We start from the raw sequence: 25,550 nt of genomic DNA, 5'->3' as shown, positions 1-25,550 counted from the left end.
GGCTTTGCGGTTGCAAACCCCCCGCCGCAGCAAGGTTTCAGCCGTTCAGCCAATAGCGGATGATCCAGGCGACGACCCCCAGCACGCTCACGCTCGCCAGCCAGATCGCCGCCATCCAGCCCAGCCTGTGCCACAAGGGACGCTCCTCGGGCCGTTCTCGGCGGCGCTCTTCGGAGCCCGCCATCAATGATAGCCTTCGTGACCGACCTTGCCCCGAAACACCCAATAGGCCCAGGCGGTATAGGCGATGATCAGCGGCATCGTGATCGCCACCCCGATCAGCATGAAGATCTGGCTGCGCTCGGGCGCGGCGGCATCCCAGATCGTGATCCCCGGCGGCACGACATAGGGCCACATCGTCACCCCCAGTCCCGCCATCCCGAGAAAGAACAGCGCCAGCGCCAGCCAGAACGGCTTGCTGTGGCGCTCGACGCTCAGCGCGCGCAGCAGCGCCACCGCGATGATCGCGGTGATGATCGGGATCGGCGCTACGTAATAGATCTCCGGCGCGCTCAACCAATGTGCGGCATATTCGGCGTTGAGCAGCAGATTGTAGAGCGAGACCGCGCCCATCAGCACGAAGGTGGCCCAGGCGGCGCGCTTGGCGAGCGTGCGGCTGTGCTCCTGACTTGGCCCGTCAAGCTTCCACACCAGCCAGGCCGCGCCCAGCAGCGCATAGCCCGCGACCGTGCCGACGCCGGTCAGCAGCGTGTAGGGAGTCAGCCAGTCGAGCCAGCTGCCGGCATAGCCGCGATCGACCACTTCGATCCCCTGCAGCAGCGCACCCAGCGTCATCCCCTGCGCCATCGCCGCCACCAGGCTGCCGCCGGTAAAGGCGGCGTCCCAGTAGCGTCGGTGGCCCGGATCGCGCCAGCGGGCCTCGAACGCCACCCCGCGGAACACCAGCCCCAGCAACATGGCGATGATCAGCGGATAGGTGGCGGGCAGGATCACTGCGTAGGCCAGCGGAAAGGCAGCGAACAAGCCGCCGCCGCCCAGCACGAGCCAGGTCTCGTTGCCATCCCATACCGGCGCGATCGAGTTCATCGCCCGGTCGCGTTCGGGCCCGACCTCGAAGGTCGGGAACAGGATACCGATGCCCAGATCGAACCCGTCCATCACCACATAGGCGAACACCGCGAAGGCGATGATGAAGGCCCACACGGTGGTGAGATCGACATTCACGCCCATCACTCAGCCTCCTCGCGATTGCGCGGCATCGTATCGGGATCGCCGGGGTTCTGCGTGAGTCCGGGCGTGATACCGGCGGTCCGGATCGGGCCGGTATCGCCGCGTTTCACGCCATATTCGCCGGTGTGCGGATGATGGCTCATCAGGCGCAGGATGTACCAGGTGCCAAACCCGAAGACGGTGAAATAGACCAGAACGAAGGCCACCAGCGAGGCACCGACCGCGGGCGCATCGAGCGGGCTCGCGGCATCGGCGGTGCACATCAGATTGTAGATCACATAAGGCTGGCGACCGACCTCCGTCGTCACCCAGCCGGCGATCACCGCCACGAAGCCCGAGGGCGCCATGACCAGCGCCGCGCGGTGCAGCCACGACCACCGATAGAGTCCGCCCCGCCAGCGCGCCAGCAGGCTCCACAGCCCAAGCCCCAGCATCGCGAAGCCGATCGCGACCATGATCCGGAACGACCAGAACACGATCCCGACCGGCGGTTCCTCATCGTCCGGAATGGTGTCGAGCCCGGCGAGCGGCGCATCGAGATCGTGCTTGAGGATCAGCGAGGACAGCTTGGGGATCTCGATCGCATAGTGAACCGTTTTCTCCTCGCTGTCGGGAATTCCGAACAGGATCAGCGGCGCGCCGTCGGGATGGCTGTCGAAATGTCCCTCCATCGCCATGACCTTCTGCGGCTGGTGTTCCAGCGTGTTGAGGCCATGCATGTCGCCGACGAAGATCTGCACCGGCGCGACCAGCGCCGCCATCCACATCGCCATAGAGAACATCTTGCGCGCGTGCAGATTGCTGCGATCGCGCAGCAGGTGCCAGGCACCGACCCCGCCGACCACGAAAGCGGTGGTGAGGTAGGCGGCGGTCACGGTGTGGACGAGACGATAGGGGAAGCTGGGATTGAAGACGATTGCGAACCAGCTGTCGCCGGGCAGGAACTGGCCGTTGGCGCCCATCTCGAAGCCCACCGGCGTGTGCATCCAGCTGTTGACCGAGAGGATCCAGAAGGCGGAGATGAAGGTGCCCACGGCGACCATCAGCGTGGCGGCGAAATGCAGCTTCTTGCCCACCCGCTCCATGCCGAACAGCATGACGCCGAGGAAACCGGCCTCGAGGAAGAAGGCGGTCAGCACCTCATAGGCCATCAGCGGGCCGATGACCGGCCCGGCGAGGTCCGAGAAGACCGACCAGTTGGTCCCGAACTGATAGCTCATCACGATGCCCGAGACGACGCCCATCGCGAAGGCGATCGCGAAGATCTTGAGCCAGTATTTGAACAGGTCGAGATAGAGCTGCTTGCCCGTCTTCAGCCACAGCCCTTCGAGTACCGCGAGAAAGCTCGCGAGCCCGATCGAGAACGCCGGAAAGATGAAATGGAAGCTCACCGTGAAGGCGAACTGGATGCGGGCCAGAAGCAGGGCGTCGACGGAATCGAACATGATGGGTAGATACCCCTAAGCTATTTCCGTTCGTAACGGAAACGGCGCAGCCCGCGTTGCAAAACATGCAAGCACGATGTTGCCAAGACTACTCGCGCCTAGTGCGACAGTGCGGTGAGATCGACGAGAGCCGGAACCTCGTATTCGTCTTCGATATTCGCCTGCAACTCGGCAGCGAGCCGGATCTCCTGTGCCGGGCTTAGAGTGCCTTCGACATAAATGGTCAGCAGCACCGGGTTCTCGCCATGCGGACGGGCGCGGCTGAACGAGGCTTGCGCCGAGATCAGCTCCACATCGTCGCGCTCATCGATCTGTTGCTGAGCCGAAGCCGTGATCCGCTGCGACAGCGAGGATTGCTGGAACTGGGGCGTGCTGGCGAACTGGACCAGGAGCAGCGCGACCACCGCCGCCATGCTGAAGGCGAGCGCGACGAAGGTGATCGCCGACTTCCCGCGCGGATAACGCGCACCCCTGGTGGTGACGCCATAGAGCCGGAAGACGACGAAGCCCGACAGGTTGATGCCGACGATCTGGATCGCCAGCGCCCACAGGCTCGAATAGACGATATCCATCTGTCCGATCACCAGCCCCATCCCGACCAGCCCGGCCGGCGGCGCCAGCGCTGCGGCGACCAGCATCCCCGTCGCCGCGCCGCTCACCAGGCTGCTGCGTTCGGATTGGCAAAGGTTGAGCGCCCCCGCCGCGCCCGCAGCCAGCGGGAGCAGCACCGAAATGACCGAACGCATGCTTACCGAGGTCATCAGCGGCGTGGCGATATCCTGGTCGAAAAGCAGGCTCAGGATCGCCGCCACCGCGATCGCGGTCGCCAGCGCCGCGACGTAGCGCAGCAGCGACCGCCTGAGCAGGTAGAGATCGCCGCGCGCGGTGGCGAGCGCGGTGGTCATCGCCGGCCCGGCAAAGGGTGCGATCAGCATCGCCGCGACCAACAGAAAGATACTCTCGGTGAACAGCGCGATCCACACCACCACCCCGCCGAGCGCGGCATAGCTAAGGAAGCCGGTCCAGGACCCGATGCTCTGCAGCCCCGAGAGAAAGATCTCTAGCGGGCTGCGCGGCTGGATGTCGGTGACCTGATCCTCGGGCTCGTTCGCGGGCGGCCGCAGCGCCAGAACCCCTTGCGTCGCGAAGGTGACGCGAAGCTCCTCGACATCCTCGAGGGCGGCTAGAAAGCCCTCGATCTTCGCATTGGGAGCATCGCACAGCATCAGCGTGCGCTGCGCACCGTCGCGCACCGCCGCCACCTCGGCCATCACCTCGATCGCATTGTCTTCCGCGGCCGCGCGCACGCGATCGGCACCGGCGGGAGGTATTACGATGGTCAATTGCCGCACGAGCTACTCCGATCATCCGGTGACGGGCGAATAAGCAATTCCAATGTCAGAGCGGACAATGCGCGGCAACCGTACGGACCGAACAATTCGCTCCTTAACATTAGTTTAGTTGAGCGATTATTCTTCGGCGACGCAACCGAACGGCCAGCCCTTCGTTAGCGATACACATTTCATACAATCGGAGAATGCGTGTGCCGGATGATCTCGAACTGTCCAAGGGCGGAGCACCCCAACAAAAGCCCAGAGGCGATGACGATGTGCTGACCACTGCGCAGGGGGCGCCGATCGCCGACAATCAGAATTGGCTCAGCGCCGGGCCGCGCGGGCCGCAATTGCTCGAAGATCACATCGCCCGCGAGAAGATCTTCCACTTCGACCACGAGCGGATCCCCGAACGCGTCGTCCATGCCCGCGGTTACGGCATTCACGGGCATTTCGAGCTGAAGAAAGCGATCCCCGAATACTCGAGCGCCGCGATCTTCAACGAGGTCGGCGAAAAGACCCCGACCTTCACCCGTTTCTCAACCGTCGCCGGCAACAAGGGCTCGCCCGATCTGGCGCGCGACGTGCGCGGTTTCGCCACCAAATTCTACACCAAGCAGGGCAATTGGGATCTGGTCGGAAACAACATTCCGGTGTTCTTCATCCAGGATGCGATCAAGTTTCCCGATCTCATCCACTCGGCCAAGCCCGCCCCCGACCGCGGTTTTCCGCAGGCACAGACCGCGCATGACAATTTCTGGGATTTCGTCAGCCTGAGCCCGGAATCGATGCACATGATCATGTGGATCATGTCCGACCGCGCCATCCCGCGCAGCTTCCGCTTCATGGAAGGCTTCGGGGTCCACACCTTCCGGCTGGTGAATGCGAAAGGCGAAGCGAAATTCGTGAAATTCCACTGGAAGCCCAAGCAGGGCCTGCAGTCGGTGATCTGGAACGAGGCGCTCAAGATCAACGGGATGGATCCCGATTTTCATCGCCGCGACATGTGGGATTCGGTCGAGGCGGGCGATTTCCCGCAATGGGATCTGGGCATTCAGGTGTTCGACGAGGCGTTCGCGGAATCCTTCGAATTCGACGTGCTCGACGCGACCAAGATCATCCCCGAGGAACAGGTCCCCGTCGAGATCATCGGCACGCTCACGCTCGACGCCAATGTCGACAATTTCTTCGCCGAGACCGAGCAGGTCGCTTTCTGCACCCAGAACATCGTGCCCGGGATCGATTTCAGCGAAGACCCGCTGCTGCAGGGGCGCAATTTCTCCTATCTCGATACCCAGCTGAAGCGTCTCGGCAGCCCGAATTTCACGCATATCCCGATCAACGCGCCCAAATGCCCGGTCCACAACTTCCACCAGGACGGTCACATGGCGATGACGAATCCGAAAGGGCGGGCCAATTACGAGCCCAACAGCTGGTCGGGCGATATGGACGACAATCGCGAGCCGCGCGGTCCGCGGGCCAGCGCCGAACGCGGCTTCACCAGCTATGAAGCCCCCGTCGCCGGACCCAAGGTGCGGGTGCGCAGCGAGACCTTCGCCGATCACTACAGCCAAGCGCGCCAGTTCTACATTTCGCAGACCCCGGTCGAGCAGACGCATATGGGGAATGCGCTCGTGTTCGAACTCTCGAAAGTCGAGCGGATGGATATTCGCAAGCGGATGGTGGGCCATTTGCGGAATATCGACGACGGGCTGGCCAAGGTGGTCGCCGACGGGATCGGCATGACCGAGATGCCGCCCGCAGCCACCCCGGCGCGCCAGCCGATCACCGATCTCCCCGAAAGCCCGGCGCTGTCGATCCTCAAGAACGGGCCCGACAGCTTCAAGGGCCGCAAGCTGGGCATCTACATCGCCGAGGGGGGCGACGCGGACATGGTCCGGGCGTTGCAGGAGGCTGCGAAAAGTGCCGGCGCCATGGTCGAGATCGTCGCGCCGCATGTCGCGGGGGCCAAGCTCTCCGATGGCAAGATGATGGCGGCCGATCAGAAGATCGATGGCGGACCTTCGGTGGTCTACGACGCCGTGGCGCTGGTGATGGACGAGGCCGCGGCCAGGAATTTCGGCGAGGACAAGCCCAGCATCGACTTCGTCAGCGACGCCTTCGCGCATTCCAAATTCATCGCCTACGTCCCCGAGGCGATGGCGCTGCTCGAGGGGGCCGGGGTCGCCAAGCGAATGGACGACGGCTTCATCGAACTGTCGAAACCAGCCGCCGCCAAGGATTTCATCGCCCGCTGCGCCAAGCTGCGCTTCTGGGACCGCGAAGCAGTGAAGAAGGATTGAGGAGTTACCATGACCAATGACAGACAACTCGGCCTCGCCGGCACCGTTGCCGGGCTGGGCCTGGCGATCGGGAGCATCGCTTTTGGCGCCTTCCTGTCGCAGCGGCGCCAGGGCGGCGACGACGACGCGCCCTTCTACACCCGCAAGAGCCCCGGCCGCGAGAATGCGGTGCTGGGCCGCACGGTCACCATCCGAAAGCCGCGCAGCGAGCTCTATGCCCACTGGCGCGACTTCGGAAATCTTCCCCGCTTCATGGAGAATGTCGAGACCATCCGCTCCGAGGGCGACCACCGTGTCTGGGTCATCAAGGCCCCCGCAGGGCAGACCGTCGAAGTGAAGACCGAAATTACCGAGGACGTCGAGAACCGGCGGATCGGCTGGCGTTCGGTCGAAGGCTCGGACATTCAGACCAGCGGCAACGTCGAGTTCGCCGACGCCCCCGGTGACCGCGGGACCCGCGTCTCGCTGATGATGGCCTACGATCCGCCCGCCGGCGAGCTTGGCCGCGCCATCGCCAAGCTGTTTCAGCGCGAGCCGCAGGTACAGGCGCGCCACGATCTCAAGCGCTTCAAGGCGTTGATGGAAACCGGCGAGATCAGCACCTCCGCCCACCGCAAGGACAACACCCGCGCTGCCAAGCAGCAGGAGAAGGAATCATGAGAGCCCTGACATGGCACGGGACGCACGACGTCCGCGTCGATACTGTCGACGACCCCGAAATCATCAACCCGCGCGACGCAATCATCGAGGTCACCTCGACCGCGATCTGCGGCAGCGACCTGCATCTCTACGACGGGGTCATTCCCGGTGTGGTCCCCGGCGATGTGCTGGGCCATGAATTCATGGGCCGCGTGGTCGAGGCGGGCGCGGACAGCACGCTGGAGAAGGGCCAGCGCGTCGTCGTGCCGTTCACGATCAGCTGCGGCGGCTGCTTCCATTGCCAGATCCAGCAATATTCCGCCTGCGAGAATTCGAACCCGGTCGAAAAGCAGGACATGTCGGCCAAGCTCTACGGCCACCCGATGGCCGGCCTGTTCGGCTATTCGCATATGACCGGCGGGTTTTCGGGCGGACAGGCGGAATATGTCCGCGTGCCCTATTCCGATGTCGGCCCGATCGTCGTTCCCGACCACCTCGACGACGACAAGGTGCTGTTCCTCTCGGACATCCTGCCCACCGGCTGGATGGCGGCCGAGAATGCCGAGATCCAGCCTGACGACACCGTCGCGGTGTGGGGTTGCGGCCCCGTGGGGCTGTTCGCGATCCAGTCCGCGATCGTGATGGGTGCAAGCAAGGTGATCGCCATCGATCACTATCCCAACCGCCTCGCGCTGGCCAAGCAGCTCGGCGCGGAAGTGATCGATTTCCGCAAGACCAATGTCCGCGAGGCGCTGATGGAAATGTCGGGCGGGATCGGCGTCGATGCGGTGATCGATGCGGTCGGCATGGAGAGCCACGGCTTCGCGATCGACAACATGGTCGACATCGTGAAGCAAAAGGTCGGCATGGGCGCCGACCGCGCCAGCGCGCTCAAGCAGGCGATCCTCGCGGTGCGCCCAGGCGGGCGAGTCTCGATCCCTGGCGTCTATGGCGGGATGACCGACAAATTTCCGCTGGGCGCGCTGATGGAGAAGGGGTTGCAGGTCCGCGCCGGCCAGACCCATGTCCAGCGCTACACCAAGGATCTGCTGGCGAAGATCGAGGACGGTACGCTCGACACAACCTTCATGATCTCCCATCGCCTGCCGCTCGAGGATGCAGCGCGCGGCTACGAATGCTTCCGCACCGAGCAGGACAGCTGGACCAAGGTGGTACTCAAGCCGGGCATGGACCTGCCGGCGCAGGGTTGATCGCGATCATATCCCGAGCGGCAGATCGTGCCGATGAAATGCGTCGCGCCGCGTCCTGGCGATAAAGCCGGGGCGCGGCGTTGTAATTTGAGGTCGTAGCACTTTTTTACGGTCGGAGACCGAAGGCGACCTGTTGCATGTTCACCGGACGTTGGGAGAGCTGAGGGCCAGGGGTGGCGCGGAGCGCCCCGATCAAGCAATTGATCGAGGGAGACGGGGCGGGGAAGGTCGCTCCAATTGAGTGTCGCTACTTTTTTCTGGTGACGCATCTGCGGAACCAGTGATGATTATGACGAGTCGCAGAGCACTGCGCGAAGAGTGTTCTCGGACTGGGAAACAATCGGATGATCCATTGCGCGATAGTAGTCGAATGCTTCAATCGCTGTCGCAAGAGCCCAGCCCCGCCCGCGATGCCATTCAGCATCGTCGGGTTGCAGGACCTCGCGCATGGCGGCGCGGCCTTTCGGCCCGAAAGATGTCCAGCAGGCCAATAATTCACAGGCCGTATCGCCGACCCCGAGCCCCCCGAAATCGACGACGCCGGTGATCGAGCCGTTGCGTGTCAGGATATTCGACGGCTGGAGATCTCCATGCAGCCATCGGTGGTCGAATTCCTGTTCGGAACTCTCAAGCGCTCGCGTCCATATCGCCAGCGCCTTTTCTGCATCGAACATCGGGGCATGCCTGCCAATCAAATGGCTTATGCGAAGCGCCCGTTTCCGCAGGTCTCCGCCGCGACCGAAATTATGCTTCCCGGGGCCCGGGCCTGCGCAGGGATCGACCGCACGCAATGCGATGATCCACTCCGCCAGCCGGATGGCATTCTCGGCGGTGTCGAGCTTTACATCTTCATTGCCGGGGGTGCCGTCGATCCAATCGTAGACTACCCATCGAAACGAGCCGCACACTGTGGGCGCAAAATCGCAAATGACGGTCGGACATTGCAGGGGCAGATTCTGCGTAACTCGAGGCATCCAGCGAACTTCCTTTTGAAGCCTTCGGGACGCATCGATGGTGCGCGGGATCCGCAACGCCAGGCCTTCGCTAAGCCGGTAGACCCGGTTGTCGGTTCCCGCACCGACCGGCGTCAACGAGAGTCCAGCCAATTCGGGCCGACTGAATTCGAGTATCTCTCGAATGTCGCCCTCGCCAAATACGCGCTCGCCGGCAAACAAACGAGTTTTCAATACTTGATTCCTCGACGTTTAATTCTCGTGCTCCTCCAAAGGAACGGGAATCAGAAACTCCCGATCTTCCTTAAAAGGCCGCATAATACCACCAGTAGCATTGGTGACATCTCTCGGAAAGTCAAGGTTATGAGCTAGATACTGCGAGAGGGCTGTCTGGATTTTACCCAACTCGTGCGGTAGCAATTCTCGATGGTCTCGAGCCACTTGGTGCTGGAACCAAGACCTTGTGGACGATTGCGCTGGAGCCAGTACTCGCGATGCCGCAAAATCAGGTCTGCCGGCGGGCGATGGTCGATTAGCTTGACGAGAGCGTATTCCTGCATGTTGATCCCGCCAAAAGCGGTAGGAATCCGCGTGTGCGGGAATAAGCCTGCATATCTGCAGACGTAAGGGTTTGCCAGCGGCTGTTCTTGTAGCGTGGTGAGCCCTGCTGGGTTCGAACCAGCGACCTACTGATTAAAAGTCAGTTGCTCTACCGACTGAGCTAAGGGCCCGCACGCATGCCTTGGCGGCCGGTGTGTCCGGCACGGGCGCGTCACCTAGGCAGCGGGCGGGGCCGGGTCAAGCGTGCATCGAGTTGCCTCAGCGTTGCGCCGGTCTGCGGATCGATCCAGTCGGGCGCCACCGCGCGAGCCGGGCCGAGCACGAAGCGGCGCTCGCGAAACCGGGGATGGGGGATGGTGAGTTCGCGCGATTGCCAATGTCCGCCGCTCCACAGCACGATGTCGATGTCGAGCGTGCGCGCGCGCCAGCGCTGGCCGTAGCGGCGGCGGGCGAAGGCAGTTTCGACCTGCGCCGCCAGCGCGAGCATGGCCCGCGGATCGCGCCCGGTCTCCACCAGCACCGCACAATTGGCATAGCGGCGCAGCGCCGGGCCGATAGGGGCGCTGTCGACGATCGGGGAGCACCGCAGCAGCGCGATTCCGTCGCGCCGTGCCAACGCGGCGATCGCCGCCTGCAGCACCGCCCGCGGCGGTCCGATGCCCGGCATGCGCATGTTCGATCCGAGCGCCAGCAGGTAGCGGTGCCCGGCAGCCGCGCCCGCGATCAGATGTCCTCGCAGATGCGGGTGTAGAGCTGCGGCCGGCGATCGCGGAAGAAGCCCATCCCGGCGCGGTGAGTCGCGGCGCGGTCGAGATCGAGCTTGGCGAGCAGCACACCGCTTTCTTCGGCGCCGTAGTGCGCGACCAAATCGCCCCACTCGTTGCAAATGAAGCTGTGGCCGTAGAAGCTCTGCACCCGGTCTTCGGGTCCCTCGGGACCGATACGATTGGCCGAGGCCACCGGCATGCAATTGGAGACCGCATGGCCCACCATCGCGCGGCGCCACATCCGGCTGGTGTCGAGATCGGCATCATAGGGTTCCGAACCGATTGCCGTAGGGTAGAACAGCACCTCGGCGCCCTTGAGCGCCATCACCCGCGCACATTCGGGGTACCACTGGTCCCAGCAAATCCCGACGCCGATCGTCGCGGTCCCGCCGGTGCAGGGCACCTCCCAGACCTTGAAACCGTCGTTGCCGGGGCGGAAATAGTATTTTTCCTCATAGCCCGGCCCATCGGGGATGTGGCTCTTGCGATAGGTCCCCATGAGGCCGCCATCGGGACCGATCATCGCCAGCGTGTTGTAATAATGGTGGCCGTCCCGCTCGAAGAAGCTGGTCGGGATCGCGACGCGATGCTTCGCGGCGAGTTCCTGCATGGCGAGCACCGAGGGATTGGTAGCGGTGGCGCAAGCGCGGGCGAACAGCGCCTCGTCCTCCTCGCGGCAGAAATATTCGCCGGCAAAGAGTTCGGGCGGGAGGATCACCTGCGCGCCCTTGCCCGCCGCCTCCTCGACCAGGGCGGAGACGGCGGCGATGTTGCGCGCCTCGTCGGGGTCCGCGAGCGGCAATTGGAGGACGGCGATGGTGAGCGTGCGCATGACGCCCGAATTAGGTTTCGCGGAGCGCGAAGTCCACCGCTAGCGTATCTCAGCGCTTGCGGAACAGCAGCGTCATCCGGTCGCTCTCGCCGATGTTTTCCAGCTCGGGCTTCTTGCCGCTCCACGACGGGGGAAGCTGCCACACGCCGCCCTCGTGGTCGGCGGTGTCGGCGGGATTGGCGTTGATCTCGCTGGCGTCGACCAGTTCGAAGCCATGCGCCTCGACCAGCGCGACCACATCGTCCTGGCGCAGATAGCCATTGCTGCCGAGCGTGTAATCCGCCGGGGCATCGGCTTTGGCGCGGTGCTGGACGATGCCGAGCATCCCGTCATCGGCGAGCAGATCGCGGATCCGCGTCAGCTCGGTGTACATCACCCCCGAGCGCAGCAGATTGTGCATTTCGCGGAACACCAGCACGCGGTCGGCAGTGCCCTCGAGTTCCTCGGGAATATCCTGCGAGGCGTAGAGAGCGACCGGCGCGCCGGAGAGATTCCAGTCGGGCGATGCCTCGGCGAAACCGGGCGGAAGTCCCTCGAAATATTTGGCGAACCGCTCCCCGTCGGCGGCGGCGGGGTCGGGGGTCAGCCCGACATAGCGGCCCTGCGGCCCGAGATAGGGGACCAGCACCCGCGTGTACCAGCCGCCCGCCGGCATGTAATCGACCACCGTCATGCCGGGTTCGACCTGGAAGAAGGCGAGCGTTTCGGCAGGGTTGCGCCAGGTGTCGCGCGCCTTGTCCTCGGCGCGGTTCGGGCTGGCCAGCGCGGTCATCATCGCGTGCTGCGCCGGGCCATGGGCAGCGTGTTCGGCATCGCCGCTGCCATGCTGGTGCTGGGCCATGGCGGGGGTCGCAAGGGCGGTGGAGGCGAGCGCAGCAGTGGCGCAGGCGGCAAGCAGGGTACGCATCGATTCTCTCCCGAGATTTCTCTGTCCGCAACCCTGCCCGCGCGGCCGGCCAATGACAAGCGGACCATCACAAGCGCGGATGACAAGCCGGGGCCGGCTTCCTATCTGGCAGGCAAAGGAGAGTTCAATGGCTACTCAACAGGCGATCATGGCGGGCGGATGCTTCTGGTGCACCGAGGCGGTGATGAACGATGTGGTGGGGGTGAGCGCAGTCGAGAGCGGCTATATCGGCGGCGACAAGCCCGATCCGACCTACAAGGAGGTGTGCAGCGGCACGACCGGACACGCCGAGGCGGTGCGCGTCACCTTCGACCCGGAAGTCATCGCGCTGCCCGATCTGCTCGACGTCTTCATGGGCACCCACGATCCCAGTCAGCTCAACCGTCAGGGAAACGACGTCGGAACGCAGTACCGCAGCGCGATCTTCCCGCTGGACGGCGCGCAGCGCGCCGAGGCCGAGGCGGCGATCGCCCGCTGGAACGCCGACAATTCCGGAACTGCGGTGACCACTATCGAGGGGCCGGCACAATGGTATCCCGCCGAGGATTACCACCAGGAATATTGGGGGGGCGAAGGCCAGCGCAATCCCTATTGCCAGGCCACGATCCCGCCCAAGCTGCTGAAACTGCGCAAGAGCTTCCAGTCCAGGGTCAAATCCGACTGAGTTTGGGAAGCCGTCCGGCACGACTACCGCGAAGGACTCGCGGCTCTCAAACTTAACATCTGTGAGTTTTGGACCACTCGCTCCTCGGAGCCCGCTGTTCGGAGCATGGCGGACGCACGGTCTGTCGGTGATCTTGAATACGAATGAGGTGGGAAATGGCCGAGATACCAGTCGAAAAGAAAAGCAATCTGACATGGCTCTGGATTCTGCTCGCGCTCATCCTGCTGGCGCTGCTCATCTGGTGGGCGGTCGGCGCGGATGATGACGAAGCCGAACTCGTCGAGCCGGTGGCGGTGGAAGAAACGGTCGTCGTCGATGAAGAGCCGGTGACGCCCGCGGTCGGCGAGGTGACGCTGGCCGCCATCCTGGCGAACCCTGAGCAATATATCGGAACCGAGTTTTCGGGCGATGTGTCGGTGGGCGGACCGCTGTCGGAGATGACGGATCGCGGCTTCTGGGTCGAGAACAATGGCCAGCGCATGTTCGCGCTGATCAATGATGGCCCACTCGAAGAGCCGATGGATATCAATCCGGGCCAGCAATTGCGGATTTCCTCGGGGACGGTCATGAGCGCCGCCTCGATCGGGGACCTTCCCGGTGACGAACTCGACGCCGATACGCGTCGGATCGCCGAGGAACAGCAAGTCTTCCTGCTGGTGAACGAGGACGATATGGAAATCACCCAGCGCCCCTGAACCGGCGCTACAGGAACTGAATACCGAACAGCCGGCGACATTCAGTCGTCGGCTGTTCTTCGTTGGAGGCCCCCAACCGAGCCGCCGTTTCGACTGGCGGAACGTTCTCTGCTTCGATCGGTTCACCTTGTAGCAATGTTCTAGTCAGGGAGAGCGACATGGTTGATACACATAGACACGATCACGATGCGACGCTGGTCAGCGCCACCGACACGCCGGCGCTGTTGTCGCGCGTTTCCTGGGGAGCCATCTTCGCCGGCACGGTGATCGCCGTGGGCGTGCTGATCCTGTTGGGAATGCTGGGCACTGCGATAGGCTTTCGAGCCATCGATCCGCAGCAAGGCGCCGCCTTCGACGGGGTGGGGCTTGGCGCGGGGATCTGGTGGATCGTTACCAGCATCATCGCGCTCGGCATCGGCGGCTATGTCGCCGGGCGGCTTTCGGGCATCCCGGACAAGAACGCCGCCACCGCTCACGGCGCGAGCGTTTGGGGCCTGCTCACGATCGTGATGCTGTGGTTCGCCACCAGCACGGTCGGAGCTGCGGTCAACACAGCCACCAGCGCGGTAGCGGGTGCTGCCAACGCAATCGGCTCGGTTGCCGATACTGCAGCCAGAGCCCTTCCCGAGGACGCCGTTCCCCAGGATGTCTCGCAGCAGCAGGTCGAAAGCCGCGTCGAAGACGCAGTGGGTTCGGTCCGGAACGAGATCGAAGGGGTGGATACCCAGGACTTGCGGCAGGATGCCGGACGTACCGCCGAATCCGCACTGGATGCGCTCTCGAGCGCTAGCTGGTATGCATTCTTCGCTTCGCTGCTCTCGCTCGTGGCCGCGATAATCGCTGCGGGTGCAGGAGCACCGCACCGCACATTCGTCACCGCGCGCGATCATGTCGATGTGAACCGCCGCGACGCAACCTGAAGCGCGGCCAAGACGACACAGCCCGGACCGTCGCGCGACGGTCCGGGCTTTTTCAAATCCGGAGCAGCAAGAGCGCCGCTGCGTTTATTCCGGCTTTCGCCAGCGCGCGACGAAGAACCCGTCGAGCCCGCCCGCCTCGCGCAGCATGCCGGGATCGGTGCGCAGCCAGCCTTCCGCCGTCGGCAGCAATCCGGTTGGCAGTTCCTCGGCGCGGATCGGCTCGGGCACCAGAGCGACCTGCTCAGCCCGCGCTTCGCCTTCGGACCGCTCCAGCGAACACACCGCATAGACCAGCGTGCCGCCGGGCTTGAGCCACTCCGCAGCGCGCGCGAGCAGCGCGGCCTGCAGTTCGGCCATCTCCTCGATCTGGCGCGCAACGATGCGGTGCAGCACATCGGGATGCCGCCGCGCGGTGCCGGTGCTGGTGCAGGGCGCATCGAGGAGGATCGCATCGAAGCGATGCTTGGGCTCCCAGGCCAGCGCATCGGCGCGGACGATGCCGGCCTTGAGCCCGGTGCGCTTGAGATTGTCGCGCAGCAGTTCGAGCCGCCGCTTGGAGATGTCGAGTGCGGTGACCTGCCAGCCGGCGGCGGCGAGTTGGAGTGTCTTGCCGCCCGGCGCGGCGCAGAGATCGAGCGCGTGGCGGCCCTCTCCTGCATTGGCTCCGGGCCCGAGCAGCCGCGCGGGCAGCGAGGCGGCGAGATCCTGGACCCACCATTCGCCCTCGGCAAAGCCGGGCATTTTCTCGACGCTGGCGCCGCGCGGCAGCCGGAGCTGGCCGGGCATCAGGCTGTCGGCGGCAAGCTGGTTGGCGAGATCGGCGGTGCGCGCGGGGTCGCGAAGACTCAAGTCCAGCGGCGGCGGATTGGCGAGACCCGCGGCAATCGGCTCGGCGCGCTCGCCCCAGCGGGCCTCCACGGATGTCGGGAGTGTCGGACTATCGGAGAGCAGGTGCTCGCGCTTCTCTAGCGTGGAGAACACGCCATGCGCCAGCCGTCGCGGACCACCCGCGAGCAGCGGCAGCCCGGTCGCCAGCACCGCATGCGGCGGGGTGTCGAGCCGCAGCCATTGCGCCAGCATCATCCGCAGCACCATGCGCACCTTGGCGTCGGGGGGCAGATTGTCCTTGGTGGCGCTGTCGATCAGCGCGTCGAAGTCGACCAGCCAGCGCAGCACCTCGCTGGCGATGGCACGGGTCAACGCCTTGTCCTCGAAACGGCGGACGTCGCCGGTCGCGGAACCGAAGGCGATATCGAGTGTCTCGCCGCGGCGCAGCACGGCATCGAGCAGGCGCAGCGCGGCGCGGCGCGCGGGGAAACCGGGGGGCATGGCCATCGCGGCTCCCCTACCCGCCCTTGAAACCCCGCGCCAGCCTGCGCATTTCTTGACCATGGACAAACGCGCGACCAAACGCCCCGAGCGCTTCGTGAAGCCCGCTCACTGGACCAACGAGCCAGCCCCGCCACCCAAGCGCCCAGAGCTGGACGAGGAGCTCAGCCCCACCCGCTACGGCGACTGGGTCAAGGACGGAATCGCAATCGATTTCTGACGCAGCTTCTGGCGCAGCGGCGGTTCGCCGCCGCCCTCAGAGTTGCTTCAGCGTGATCTTCAGCCCGTCCTTGGGCTGCGGGATCGGCCATGCCTGCCAGGCGGGATCGTAGCCCGGCTCGACTTCGATCCGGTAGCGGGTCAGCATGTGCGCCATCAGCACCTTGATCTGCATATAGGCGAAATGCAGCCCTAGGCACATGTGCGCGCCGCCGCCGAAGGGGACCCAGGCGTATTTGTGGCGCGCCTTGACCTTGTCGGCCATGAAGCGCTCCGGATCGAAGCGCTCGGGGTCAGGCCAGTGCTCTTCCATATGGTGGACCAGATGCGGATTGATCCCGACCCGCGCCCCGGCGGGAATGCTGTATCCGCCATATTCGAAGCTCCTCAGCGCGCGGCGCGGGATCGAGGGCACCGGCGCGATCATCCGCAGTGATTCCTTGAACGCCATCTCGGTCAGCTCGGGCTTGCCGAGGTCGTCATAGGCGAGATCGCGCCCCTCGCCGCCGGTGATCGCGGTCAGCTCGTCGCGCAGGCGGTCCTGCCATTGCGGGTTCTTCGCCAGCAGATAGACCAGCGAGGTCGCGGAGGAGGTGATGGTGTCGTGGGCGGCCATCATCAGGAAGTTCATGTGATCGACCACCGCCTCGACATCCATCAGGCTGCCGTCCTCGAATTCGGCGGTGGCGAACTGGCTGAACATGTCCTGCCCGCCTCCTTCGGCGCGGCGCCGCATGGTCTCCCGAGTGAAGTAGTCGACCAGATAGGCCCGCCCGTCGACGCCCTTCTTCATCTTCGTGAAGGGCAGCGGACGGCGGATCGGTGCGATCGAGGCCTGGACCATGTCGACGAAAGCCTGGTTGATCCGGTCGGCTTCCTCGCCGAAGGGCAGGCCGATGAAGCTGTCCGCGGCGAGATCGAGCGTGAGCTGCTTGATCGCGGGATAGAATTCCATTGCCCCCGTGCCCCAATCCGTCACCCGCGCGGCGATGCCGCGGTTGAGGCTGTCGGCATAGTGCCGCATCGGACCGGGCTTGAAGGCGATCGACAGCGCGCGGCGATCGGCGCGGTGGTGGTCGAAATCGAGCAGCATCAGCCCGCCGGGAAACAGCCGGTGCAGAACCGGGCTCCAGCCCTGATCGCTCGAGAAGATCTTGCCGCGATCGAACAGCATCAGCTCGTTCGCCTCGGGGCCGATCAGCGCGACATGCCAGCCGCCCATCGAATTGACCTTGTAGACCGGGCCATAGGTCTCGAACATCCGCCGCGCGAAAGCGTGCGGATCGGAGAGCTGGGTGAAGGTGTGGCCGACGAGCGGATAGCCCTTCTCGCCCGGAATATGGTCGAGCGAGCCTGCGGGCAGCTTGTCGCGCCATTCCTTCGGGGTGAATTCGGCGGGCTGGTGGGACGCTAGCGTAGCCATAGGTTGCTCCTTGATACTTACCTGCGTGTAAGCAACCTCGCCGGCTAAATCCACCCGGACAATTCGCGCCGCAGGATCGTCTCGAGCATCGCCAGCCCAGCGTCGGAAGTGTTGAGGCAGGATAGCGCCGCGAATTCCTCGCCCCCGGCCTCGATGAACTGCTGTCTGCCCTCCATCGCGAGCTCCTCGAGCGTCTCGAGGCAATCGGCGGAGAAGCCCGGCGCGGCGATCGCGATCCGTCTGGTGCCTGCGCGCGCCTCTTCCTCGAGCGTGATGTCCGTGGCGGGCTCCAGCCATTTGGCGCGGCCGAAGCGCGACTGGAAGGTCGTGCGGAGCCGCAGGCCGGGACGGTTCAGCCGCGCTTCGAGCAGCCGCGCCGTCTTGCGGCAGTGGCAGTGGTAGGGATCGCCCAGATGCAGCATGCGCTCGGGCATTCCGTGGAAGCTCAGCAGCAGCAGTTCGGGCGCGAAATCCAGCGCATCGAGCTGGCGCGAAATGTCGACGGCGAGCGCATCGATATAGGCGGGATCATCGTGATAGGGCGGAAGCGTTCGCAGGCTCGGCTGCCAGCGCATCGCCTTGAGCGCATCGCTCGCCTTATCGACCACGGTGGCGGTGGTCGCGCCCGAATACTGCGGATAGAGCGGTGCCAGCAGCACGCGTTCGCAGCCCGCCGCCATCATCGCATCGAGCCGGTTCGGGATCGAAGGCGTACCGTAGCGCATCGCCCAGTCCACCCGTACGCTCTCGCCCAGCCGCTCCTGCATCGCCTCGGCCTGACGGCGCGTAATCACCGCCAGCGGCGAACCCTCTTCGGTCCAGACCTTGGCATAGGCGGCGGCACTTTTCTTGGGGCGGGTCGTCAGGATAATACCGCGCAGGATCGGCTGCCATATGATCTGCGGGATCTCGACAACCCTTCGATCGGAAAGAAATTCGCCCAGATAGCGCTTCACCGATCCGGGATCGGGCGCTTCGGGGGTGCCGAGATTCACCAGCAGCACGCCGACCCCGCCCGAGCGGACGGGGGGATGGTCGTGCGGCAAGGTCTGGTTCTGCCAGGTCATAATCCCTCCGATAGCAGCGGCAGGCGGCGAAAGCGCACGCCTGTCGCGGCAAACAATGCATTGGCGATGGCCGGTGGCGCAACCGCCACACCCAGCTCGCCGGGATCGAACGGCGGCGCATCGCTGGCGACCAGATCGAGGACGATTTCGGGCGCGTCCGCCAAGGTCGGCAGGTCCAGGTCGACCAGTCGGGCGCTGACGGGCAGACCACCAAGATAGCTAACGCTCGAGCCGGTCGCCAGCGACAGCCCGAACAGCAGCCCGCCCTCGATCTGTTGGCGCGCGATGTCGACATTCACGATCCGCCCGATATCCGCCACCGCAGTGAGCCGCGACACGCGCACGCCGCCCTGCCCCAATTGCGCCTGCGCCACGCAGGCGATCGCCCCGCTTGCCTCGCCGAAATCCATCCGGATCAGCGCTAGTCCCTGTCGGCTGCCCTCGCCGCCGCCATCCCATTCACCCAGCTCGGTAGCGCGGCGCAGCACCTCGGCGACGCGTTCGTCGTGGCCGAGCATCGTCATCCGGTAGAGATAGGGGTCGCGCGCCGCCTCGCGCGCGAGTTCGTCGACGAAGCTCTCGGTCGCGAAACCGGTATAGACCGCCGAATTGCCGCGCAGCAGCCCCGTTGGCAGTTCGAGCGGAACGGTCACGTGATCGACCGCGACATTGGGGATCGCGTAAGGCGGCACCGCCCCTTCGCAGGCCAGCGGATCGGCTTCGGCCCCGGCCCGTGCGATCGCCGCTTCGGGCGTGGCATTGTCGAACAGGCGCTCGCCGAATTCGCGCATGGTTGCCGGCAGAGCCAGCCGCGCCCGCCAGGCGATCGGGGTCCGCTCTTCGCCGGGTGAAAGCTTGGCCGTGAGCACGAGCGCGACTGGGGTCCGCGGCGGCAGCGCCTTGAATTCCTCCGCTCGGGGCCAGGTCAGCTGCACGGGTCGGCCGATTTGCCGCGCGATCTGCGCGATCTCGATCGCATGCTGCTTTTCCAGCCGCGCATCGAAGCTGCCGCCCGCGCCGACCGGATAGAGCACCACATCGCTTGGGGACAAGCCCGCCGCAGCGGCTGCGGCCTCCCGCGCGGCTTCGGGCGCCTGCGACGCGATCCACAATTCCAGCCGGCCATCGGCATAGCGCGCGGTGGCGCTGGCGGTCTCGATCGCAGCGTGGACTGCAGGGGCGATATCATAGCGCTGGACCGGATCGAGACGGGTCAGCAGCGCGTCGGGATCTCCGTAGCTCGCGATCCGCATCGCCTCACCGGTGCGGACACTGCGGTCCAGCGCCTCTTCGATTGCTTCGCTATCGACTCCGCCCGGCCCCCCAAAGCGCAGCGCCATCCGGTCGAGCGCGCGGTCGGCGCGCCACCAGCTGTCCGCCACCGCCGCGATCCAGCGCTTCGCCTTCACCAGCCCGACCAGCCCCGCGCCGGCAGCGGCCGCTTCGTCGAAAGTCACCAGCTCGGGCAGCCCCACCGGCCCGTGTCGGATCGAAGCATAGACCATTCCGGGAAGACGGATGTCGGCGGCGAACAGATAGGTGCCATCGACCTTGGCCGGCAGGTCGAGCCGGGGGAACTCGTCCGGCCCGGGCATCCCGCTTGCCGCAGGCCGCTCGCCCGGAGGCGAGGGCCGCAGCGGCGGAGGATCGGGCACAATCATCTGCGCGGCTTGTGCAGCCAGTTCGCCGAACCGGAGGCGTTTGCCGTCGTGGACGATAAGGCCGTCCTCCGCCTCGCACTCCTCCCAGGCGATCCCCCAGCGTTCTGCCGCAGCCATGGCGAGCATGGCGCGCGCCGCGGCTCCCGCCGCGCGGCAATCGTCTTCATAGGCGCGCAGGGTCGAGCCCTCGGCGGTGGCGATGAAACTTTCCGCGCGGGCGAAGCGCTCGGCCAGAAGGCTGTCCGGAGCGTCTGCGAGGTCGGGCAGCACCGCCCACAGCGGCGCCCATTTCGCAGCCAGCGCGACGTTGGCTTGCGCACCGTTGGGCGGCACCGTCGCGACGGCGATCTGGCGCCACGAAGCGCCCATTTCCTGCGCGACGATCTGCGGCAGGACGGTGGTCACTCCCTGTCCCATCTCCAGCTGGGGCACCGCCACGGTCACCACTCCGTCCTCGGCCACGGTCAGCCAGGCGCCGAACCGATGCTCGCCCGCCCCGGTCTGCAGGGAAGGAGGATAGCTGCGCGGCCAGGCCCACCACGCCACCAGCAGTCCCCCGCCCACCGCCGCTCCGGTGAGCAGCTGGCGACGCGACAGCGAGACCGAGGTCAGGAGGTCTTTGCCAGCCAAGCTGCGAGCTTTGCGGCGATGGCGCGGAACGGTTCCGCAATCGCGCCGTCGCCTGCCGCGGGCGGCTGACCGGAATCGCTGCCCTGCCGGATAGCGAGGTCGAGCGGGATTCGCCCCAGGAAAGGCAATTCGAGCCGTCGGGCCGCCTCCTCGACACCGCCCGCGCCGAAGGGATCCGAAATCTCGCCGCAATGCGGGCAGGCATAGCCCGCCATGTTCTCCACCAGCCCGATCACCGGCACCCCGGCCTGGTCGAACAACTGCCCCGCGCGCGCCGCATCGATCAGCGCGAGGTCCTGCGGGGTGGAGACCAGCACCGCGCCGGCGGGCTTGAACTTCTGCAGCATGGTTAGCTGGACATCGCCGGTGCCCGGCGGCAGATCGACCAGCAGCAGCTCGGCATCGCCCCAATGCGCGTCGATCAGCTGGCTCAGCGCATTGCCCGCCATCGGCCCGCGCCAGGCGATCGCCTGCCCCGGCTTGACCAGATGCCCCATCGACAGCACCGGCACCCCGACCGCGCTTGCGACCGGGACCAGCTTGTCCTCGCGCGCTTCGGGTCGCACGCCCTGATTGCCCAGGATCGTGGGTTGCGAGGGGCCGTAGATGTCGGCGTCGACCAGACCGACCTTGTGGCCCATGCGGTGGAGCGCGACGGCGAGATTGGCGGTCAGCGTGGACTTGCCGACGCCGCCCTTGCCCGAGCCCACTGCGACGATCCGGCGCGCCTTGCGTTCGGCGGTGAGGATCACGCGGACCTCGTTCACGCCGGCAGCAGCGCCGACCCGTTGGGTCACGGCAGCCTCCGCTTGCTCGCGCTGGCGCGGATCGAGCCCGGCGACGTCGAGCACGACCGTCGCGCGACCGTCCTTCATCGTCGCCGAGGTGACGCGATCGCGGAGCGGAGCGGGAAGCGCAGCGATTAACGGATGATCGACCATGCGCTGCGCCGTGTAGCATCAAAAAGCGCGCGACAACCCCTGTTTTTCTCGCAGATCGACCCTATAGATATTGCATGCGAATATTGGACGGGTTTGGAAAACACATCGGGCTGGCCATGGCCGGCGGCCGCAACCCCTGGGGCAAGGGTCCCGGCAAGGGCTCCGGCGACAGCAATGGCGATAACGGCGACACACCGCCGTCGGACGGATCGGACGACAAGCCCGCTGCCAAGCCCAAGGGGCCAAAGAACCCATGGCTACCGCCGGATGCCACCGGCGGCGGTCCGCGCCGTCCCGCCAATATCGAAGACATCTTCAAGAACCGCGGCCCCGAAGGTCCGCGCCGCTCGGGCGGTCCCGGCGGGCCCAATTTCCGTTTCCCCAGGCGCTCCGGCGGCGGCAGCTGGCTGCCCTTTGCCGCAATCGGCCTGGTAGCGATCCTCGTGCTCGCGACCAGCGTCCATCTGGTCGAGGCGCAGGAAAAGGCCGTGGTAAAGACGCTCGGCAACTACACGAGGACGCTGGAGCCCGGGCTCAATTTCACCGCCCCATTCCCGATCGAGAACGTCTCCATCGAAGACGTCCAGGGCGTCCGCGCGCTGCGCATCCCCGGCTCGGGCGACAGCGCCAAGCTCATCCTGACCGGCGACCAGAACCTCGTCGATCTGAGCTACATCGTGCGCTGGAACATCAAGAGCCTCGAGAATTTCATGTTTTCGCTGGCCGAGCCGATCGAAACCGTCGGCGAAGTGGCGGAAGCCGCGATGCGCGCCGAAATCGCCGAGAAGACGCTCGACCAGACCTTCTCGGGTCAGGGACGTGCCGAAATCGAACAGGACGTGCGTCAGCGGATGCAGACCGCGCTCGATGCCTACAATTCGGGCATCCAGGTGCTCGGTGTCGAAATCGACAAGGCCGACCCTCCCGCCGAAGTCGTCGATGCATTCCGCGATGTCTCGGTCGCCGAACAGAACGCCGACGCTTCGCGCAATCAGGCGCGCGGCTACGCCCAGCAGGTCCTCGCGCAGGCGCAGGGCGAGGCCGAGGCCTTCGACGAAGTCTATGAGGAGTATCGTCTCGCGCCCGAAGTCACCCGTCGCCGCCTCTATTACGAGACCATGGAAAGGGTGCTGAGCCAGACCGATACGACCGTGGTCGAGAACGACGGCGTCACCACCTATCTGCCGCTGCCCGAAGTGCGCCGCCGCAGCAACAATGCTGCGCCCGCCGCGAGCGCTCCGGTCCAGCCGCAGGGAGACAGCCAGTGAACATGACCAATATCTGGGAAAAGCGCCGCGGCGTCCTGATCGCTCTTGCGGTGCTGATCGTGCTGTTCTTCGCCAGCGTCTATATCGTACCCGAGGAAGAGCAGGCCGTTGTGATCCGCACCGGCGAGCCGATCGGGGTCGTCAACACGCCGGGTGGCACCACCAATGCCGGGCTGTACCTGAAGGTGCCCTTCATCGACTCGGTGCGCCGGGTCGAGAAGCGGGTTCTCGATCTCGAGATGTCCGACGAGGAAGTGCTGTCGAACGATCAGCAGCGCCTGCTGGTCAACGCCTATGCGCGGTTCAGGATCTTCGATCCGGTGCGGATGGTCGAGCGCGCCGGGACCACCGAAGGAGTGCGGCTCGCGCTCGAGCCGATCCTCAATTCGGTGCTGCGCCAGGAACTCGGTCGCCGGACCTTCCAGAACATGCTGACCGCCGAGCGCGGCAGCGCCTTGGCGAATGTACGCGCCAATCTGGATCGCCAGGCCCGGCAATACGGCGCCGAGGTGATCGACGTGAAGATCAAGCGCACCGATCTGCCCGATGGCGCACCGCTCAATTCGGCGTTCCGCCGGATGGAATCGGATCGCGAACGCGAAGCGCGCACCATCCGCGCTCAGGGCGAACGCGATGCCCGCATCATCCGCGCCGAGGCGGATGCGGATTCGGCGCGGATCTATGCAGACAGCTTCGGCAAGGATCCGTCGTTCTACGATTTCTACCGCGCCATGCAGAGCTACGACACCACCTTTTCCGCGCGCAACGGCAACGAGAGCAGCATCATCCTGTCGCCCGACAACGAGTATCTCAGGCAGTTCCGCGGACAGAATTGACCGTTCGTCGAGCGGAACCTTCGGCGTTCAATGGCGGTTCAGCGGGTAAGGGTTGAAACGAGCCGAGCCCCCATGAAGGCGCATGCTGGCCCCGGATACCGGGTGCAGGCGGCCCCCACGAAAAGGAACGAGAGGACGTGAAACCAGTGCGATATGCCTATGGATTGACGAGTGTGCTGTTGGTCGGCGGTGCCGCCGTGTCGCTGGCGACCGGCTATCCCGCAGGCGCCCAGGTGGCGCAGAACGATGGCCTGGAGATGTCGCGAGCCGTCCCGCGCGCAGGAGGCCCCGAGAGCTTCGCCGAACTGACTGCGCAATTGCAGCCGGCGGTTGTCAATATCTCTACCCGCCAGCGAGTGGAGGTGAGCAACGCCAATCCCTTCGCCGGCACCCCCTTCGAGAATATGTTCAACCGCCGCCGCGGGCAGTCGCAAGATGAGCCGCAATACCGCGAAGGCCAGTCGCTCGGTTCGGGCTTCATCATCTCCGCCGATGGCTATGTCGTGACCAACAACCACGTGGTCAGCCCGCGGGGCCGGGGAACGGTTGAAGAGATCACCGTGACCATGCCCGACGGCACCGAATACGCCGCCAAGCTCGTCGGCAATGATGCCGATTCCGATCTCGCCGTGCTCAAGATCGTGCGGGGCGAGCCCTTCCCCTTCGTGCGTTTCGGCGATTCCAGCCAGGCGCGCGTGGGCGATTGGGTGGTCGCGATCGGCAATCCCTTCGGACTTGGCGGAACCGTGACAAGCGGCATCGTATCGAGCGTGCTGCGCAACACCGGCACAGGCGCCTACGATCGCTTCATCCAGACAGATGCCAGTATCAACACCGGCAATTCGGGCGGTCCGCTGTTCGACATGCAGGGCAATGTCATCGGCATCAACAACGCCATCCTCTCGCCTTCGGGCGGCAGCGTCGGGATCGGCTTCGCTATCCCGGCGGAAACCGCTGCGCCGATCGTGGAGCAACTGGTCCGCGGCGAGACGATCGAGCGCGGCTATCTGGGGATCAGCATCCAGCCGGTTACCGACGACCTCGCCGCTTCGCTCGGCATCGAGCGCAACCGCGGCGAAATCGTCCAGTCGGTTCAGCCGGGCGAAGGCGCCGAGCGCGCCGGTATCCGCCCCGGCGACATCGTCGTCAGCGTGAACGGCCAGCCGGTCACCCCCGACCAGACGCTGTCCTTCCTGGTCGCGAACATCCCGCCGGGAGAGACGATCCCGGTCGAACTCATCCGCGGTGGCGAGCGCATGCGGGTCAACGTGCCCGTCGGTCGCCGACCGAGCGCGGAAGAACTGGCCCGCCAGCAGATGTTCGATCCCGAAGCCGAAGAGGAAGAAATGCTCGAGAGCCCCGATGACGGGCTGATCGAGCAGCGGCTCGGGCTGCAGGTGGTTCCGCTCAATCCGCAGATCGCCCGGCAGCTGGGCGCCTCGCCGGAGACGCAGGGACTGGCCGTGGGCGCGGTCGATGCCAATTCGGATGCCGCGCGCAAGGGTCTCCAGCGCGGCGATGTGATCCTCAGCGCGAATTATCGCGAAGTGGCGGATATCGCAGGACTCGAAGCCGTGATCGCGCAGGCCGATGCCGAGGATCGCGATGCCGTCCTGCTGCGCGTGCAGCGCCGTGGGCGTCCGCCGACCTACCTGCCGGTTCGCCTGCGCTGAACCGCATCGGCGCGATCTTCGCGACCGCCGATCGTCGAGACCATGAAAACCCCTCCCTCACCGGAGGGGTTTTTTGTTGCC

General features: G+C 65.4%; 23 protein-coding genes and 1 tRNA gene. 10 read left to right on the top strand and 14 right to left on the bottom strand.

Features of this window, described 5'->3' with window-relative positions; all coding sequences use genetic code 11:
* Positions 1 to 37 precede the first annotated feature (37 nt).
* The 4 genes from Q9K01_RS01965 to Q9K01_RS01950 form a co-directional block, all read right to left on the bottom strand.
* Positions 38 to 184 (bottom strand): DUF2474 family protein, encoded by a 147-nt coding sequence (locus Q9K01_RS01965; protein ID WP_305928529.1) that lies wholly within the window; start codon positions 182 to 184, stop codon positions 38 to 40.
* Positions 184 to 1,191: a cytochrome d ubiquinol oxidase subunit II gene (cydB, locus tag Q9K01_RS01960; protein WP_305929156.1), complete on the bottom strand. Its 1,008-nt coding sequence runs from the start codon at positions 1,189 to 1,191 to the stop codon at positions 184 to 186. Before cydB ends, Q9K01_RS01965 begins: the two co-directional genes overlap by 1 nt.
* On the bottom strand, positions 1,191 to 2,636 hold the full coding sequence (locus Q9K01_RS01955; RefSeq protein WP_305928528.1) for a cytochrome ubiquinol oxidase subunit I: 1,446 nt from the start codon (positions 2,634 to 2,636) through the stop codon (positions 1,191 to 1,193). The genes cydB and Q9K01_RS01955 overlap by 1 nt, the downstream gene beginning before the upstream one ends.
* 98 nt (positions 2,637 to 2,734) lie before the next feature.
* Complete coding sequence (locus Q9K01_RS01950) at positions 2,735 to 3,988, bottom strand: DUF389 domain-containing protein (RefSeq protein WP_305928527.1); 1,254 nt, start codon at positions 3,986 to 3,988, stop codon at positions 2,735 to 2,737.
* A 191-nt stretch (positions 3,989 to 4,179) separates the two neighbouring features.
* Between Q9K01_RS01950 and Q9K01_RS01945 the strand changes: the two genes are divergently transcribed.
* The 3 genes from Q9K01_RS01945 to Q9K01_RS01935 are packed head-to-tail and all read left to right on the top strand — an operon-like array spanning position 4,180 to position 8,123.
* Entirely contained in the window at positions 4,180 to 6,273 is a 2,094-nt protein-coding gene (locus Q9K01_RS01945) for a catalase (RefSeq protein WP_305928526.1), read from the top strand.
* 9 nt (positions 6,274 to 6,282) lie between these two features.
* The gene (locus Q9K01_RS01940; RefSeq protein WP_305928525.1) at positions 6,283 to 6,933 is read left to right on the top strand and encodes an SRPBCC family protein; all 651 of its coding nucleotides are present in this window, start codon (positions 6,283 to 6,285) and stop codon (positions 6,931 to 6,933) included.
* Complete coding sequence (locus tag Q9K01_RS01935; protein WP_305928524.1) at positions 6,930 to 8,123, top strand: zinc-dependent alcohol dehydrogenase; 1,194 nt, start codon at positions 6,930 to 6,932, stop codon at positions 8,121 to 8,123. Before Q9K01_RS01940 ends, Q9K01_RS01935 begins: the two co-directional genes overlap by 4 nt.
* Positions 8,124 to 8,410: 287 nt before the next feature.
* Here the strand turns inward: Q9K01_RS01935 and Q9K01_RS01930 are convergent, their stop codons facing one another.
* The 5 genes from Q9K01_RS01930 to Q9K01_RS01910 all read right to left on the bottom strand — a co-directional run bounded on the left by Q9K01_RS01930 (position 8,411) and on the right by Q9K01_RS01910 (position 12,143).
* Complete coding sequence (locus Q9K01_RS01930; RefSeq protein WP_305928523.1) at positions 8,411 to 9,310, bottom strand: aminoglycoside phosphotransferase family protein; 900 nt, start codon at positions 9,308 to 9,310, stop codon at positions 8,411 to 8,413.
* A gap of 421 nt (positions 9,311 to 9,731) precedes the next feature.
* Positions 9,732 to 9,807, bottom strand: a tRNA-Lys gene (locus Q9K01_RS01925).
* Positions 9,808 to 9,848: 41 nt separating this feature from the next.
* Positions 9,849 to 10,304, bottom strand: a complete 456-nt coding sequence (gene folK / locus Q9K01_RS01920) for a 2-amino-4-hydroxy-6-hydroxymethyldihydropteridine diphosphokinase (RefSeq protein ID WP_305928522.1) — start codon at positions 10,302 to 10,304, stop codon at positions 9,849 to 9,851.
* A 56-nt stretch (positions 10,305 to 10,360) separates the two neighbouring features.
* Positions 10,361 to 11,236: a nitrilase-related carbon-nitrogen hydrolase gene (locus Q9K01_RS01915; RefSeq protein ID WP_305928521.1), complete on the bottom strand. Its 876-nt coding sequence runs from the start codon at positions 11,234 to 11,236 to the stop codon at positions 10,361 to 10,363.
* Positions 11,237 to 11,285: 49 nt separating this feature from the next.
* Positions 11,286 to 12,143 (bottom strand): class I SAM-dependent methyltransferase, encoded by an 858-nt coding sequence (locus Q9K01_RS01910; RefSeq protein WP_305928520.1) that lies wholly within the window; start codon positions 12,141 to 12,143, stop codon positions 11,286 to 11,288.
* Between the two features lie 127 nt (positions 12,144 to 12,270).
* On the opposite strand from Q9K01_RS01910, the gene msrA reads away from it, so the two are divergent.
* From msrA to Q9K01_RS01895, 3 genes are all read left to right on the top strand, one after another.
* Positions 12,271 to 12,807, top strand: coding sequence for a peptide-methionine (S)-S-oxide reductase MsrA (gene msrA, locus Q9K01_RS01905; protein ID WP_305928519.1), 537 nt, complete (start codon positions 12,271 to 12,273; stop codon positions 12,805 to 12,807).
* A 155-nt stretch (positions 12,808 to 12,962) separates the two neighbouring features.
* Positions 12,963 to 13,502 carry a hypothetical protein gene (locus tag Q9K01_RS01900; RefSeq protein WP_305928518.1) on the top strand — a complete coding sequence of 180 codons (540 nt, stop codon included), beginning with the start codon at positions 12,963 to 12,965 and terminating at the stop codon, positions 13,500 to 13,502.
* Positions 13,503 to 13,660: 158 nt separating this feature from the next.
* Complete coding sequence (locus Q9K01_RS01895; protein WP_305928517.1) at positions 13,661 to 14,422, top strand: hypothetical protein; 762 nt, start codon at positions 13,661 to 13,663, stop codon at positions 14,420 to 14,422.
* An 84-nt stretch (positions 14,423 to 14,506) separates the two neighbouring features.
* On the opposite strand, the gene Q9K01_RS01890 is transcribed toward Q9K01_RS01895, so the two are convergent.
* Complete coding sequence (locus Q9K01_RS01890; protein ID WP_305928516.1) at positions 14,507 to 15,757, bottom strand: RsmB/NOP family class I SAM-dependent RNA methyltransferase; 1,251 nt, start codon at positions 15,755 to 15,757, stop codon at positions 14,507 to 14,509.
* A gap of 55 nt (positions 15,758 to 15,812) precedes the next feature.
* On the opposite strand from Q9K01_RS01890, the gene Q9K01_RS01885 reads away from it, so the two are divergent.
* Positions 15,813 to 15,971, top strand: a complete 159-nt coding sequence (locus Q9K01_RS01885) for a DUF1674 domain-containing protein (protein WP_305928515.1) — start codon at positions 15,813 to 15,815, stop codon at positions 15,969 to 15,971.
* A 36-nt stretch (positions 15,972 to 16,007) separates the two neighbouring features.
* On the opposite strand, the gene Q9K01_RS01880 is transcribed toward Q9K01_RS01885, so the two are convergent.
* Genes Q9K01_RS01880 through Q9K01_RS01865 form a run of 4 tightly spaced genes read right to left on the bottom strand, consistent with a single transcriptional unit; the run spans position 16,008 to position 21,692 of the window.
* The gene (locus Q9K01_RS01880; protein ID WP_305928514.1) at positions 16,008 to 17,393 is read right to left on the bottom strand and encodes a cytochrome P450; all 1,386 of its coding nucleotides are present in this window, start codon (positions 17,391 to 17,393) and stop codon (positions 16,008 to 16,010) included.
* A gap of 44 nt (positions 17,394 to 17,437) precedes the next feature.
* Positions 17,438 to 18,460, bottom strand: a complete 1,023-nt coding sequence (gene hemH / locus Q9K01_RS01875) for a ferrochelatase (protein ID WP_305928513.1) — start codon at positions 18,458 to 18,460, stop codon at positions 17,438 to 17,440.
* Entirely contained in the window at positions 18,457 to 20,751 is a 2,295-nt protein-coding gene (locus Q9K01_RS01870; protein WP_305928512.1) for a molybdopterin cofactor-binding domain-containing protein, read from the bottom strand. Before Q9K01_RS01870 ends, hemH begins: the two co-directional genes overlap by 4 nt.
* Complete coding sequence (locus tag Q9K01_RS01865; RefSeq protein ID WP_305928511.1) at positions 20,730 to 21,692, bottom strand: Mrp/NBP35 family ATP-binding protein; 963 nt, start codon at positions 21,690 to 21,692, stop codon at positions 20,730 to 20,732. Before Q9K01_RS01865 ends, Q9K01_RS01870 begins: the two co-directional genes overlap by 22 nt.
* Positions 21,693 to 21,808: 116 nt before the next feature.
* On the opposite strand from Q9K01_RS01865, the gene hflK reads away from it, so the two are divergent.
* The 3 genes from hflK to Q9K01_RS01850 all read left to right on the top strand — a co-directional run bounded on the left by hflK (position 21,809) and on the right by Q9K01_RS01850 (position 25,469).
* Positions 21,809 to 22,960 (top strand): protease modulator HflK, encoded by a 1,152-nt coding sequence (gene hflK, locus Q9K01_RS01860; RefSeq protein WP_305928510.1) that lies wholly within the window; start codon positions 21,809 to 21,811, stop codon positions 22,958 to 22,960.
* A gap of 2 nt (positions 22,961 to 22,962) precedes the next feature.
* Positions 22,963 to 23,796: a protease modulator HflC gene (gene hflC, locus Q9K01_RS01855; RefSeq protein WP_305929155.1), complete on the top strand. Its 834-nt coding sequence runs from the start codon at positions 22,963 to 22,965 to the stop codon at positions 23,794 to 23,796.
* A 146-nt stretch (positions 23,797 to 23,942) separates the two neighbouring features.
* A complete protein-coding gene (locus Q9K01_RS01850; RefSeq protein ID WP_305929154.1) occupies positions 23,943 to 25,469 on the top strand; it encodes a Do family serine endopeptidase in 1,527 nt (508 codons plus the stop codon).
* Positions 25,470 to 25,550: the final 81 nt, after the last annotated feature.

Source organism: Qipengyuania benthica, assembly GCF_030717865.1.
In the GTDB taxonomy this organism is placed as follows: domain Bacteria; phylum Pseudomonadota; class Alphaproteobacteria; order Sphingomonadales; family Sphingomonadaceae; genus Qipengyuania; species Qipengyuania benthica.
Note: the sequence above shows the minus strand (reverse complement) of the source record. Positions and strands in the feature narration are given on the sequence as shown.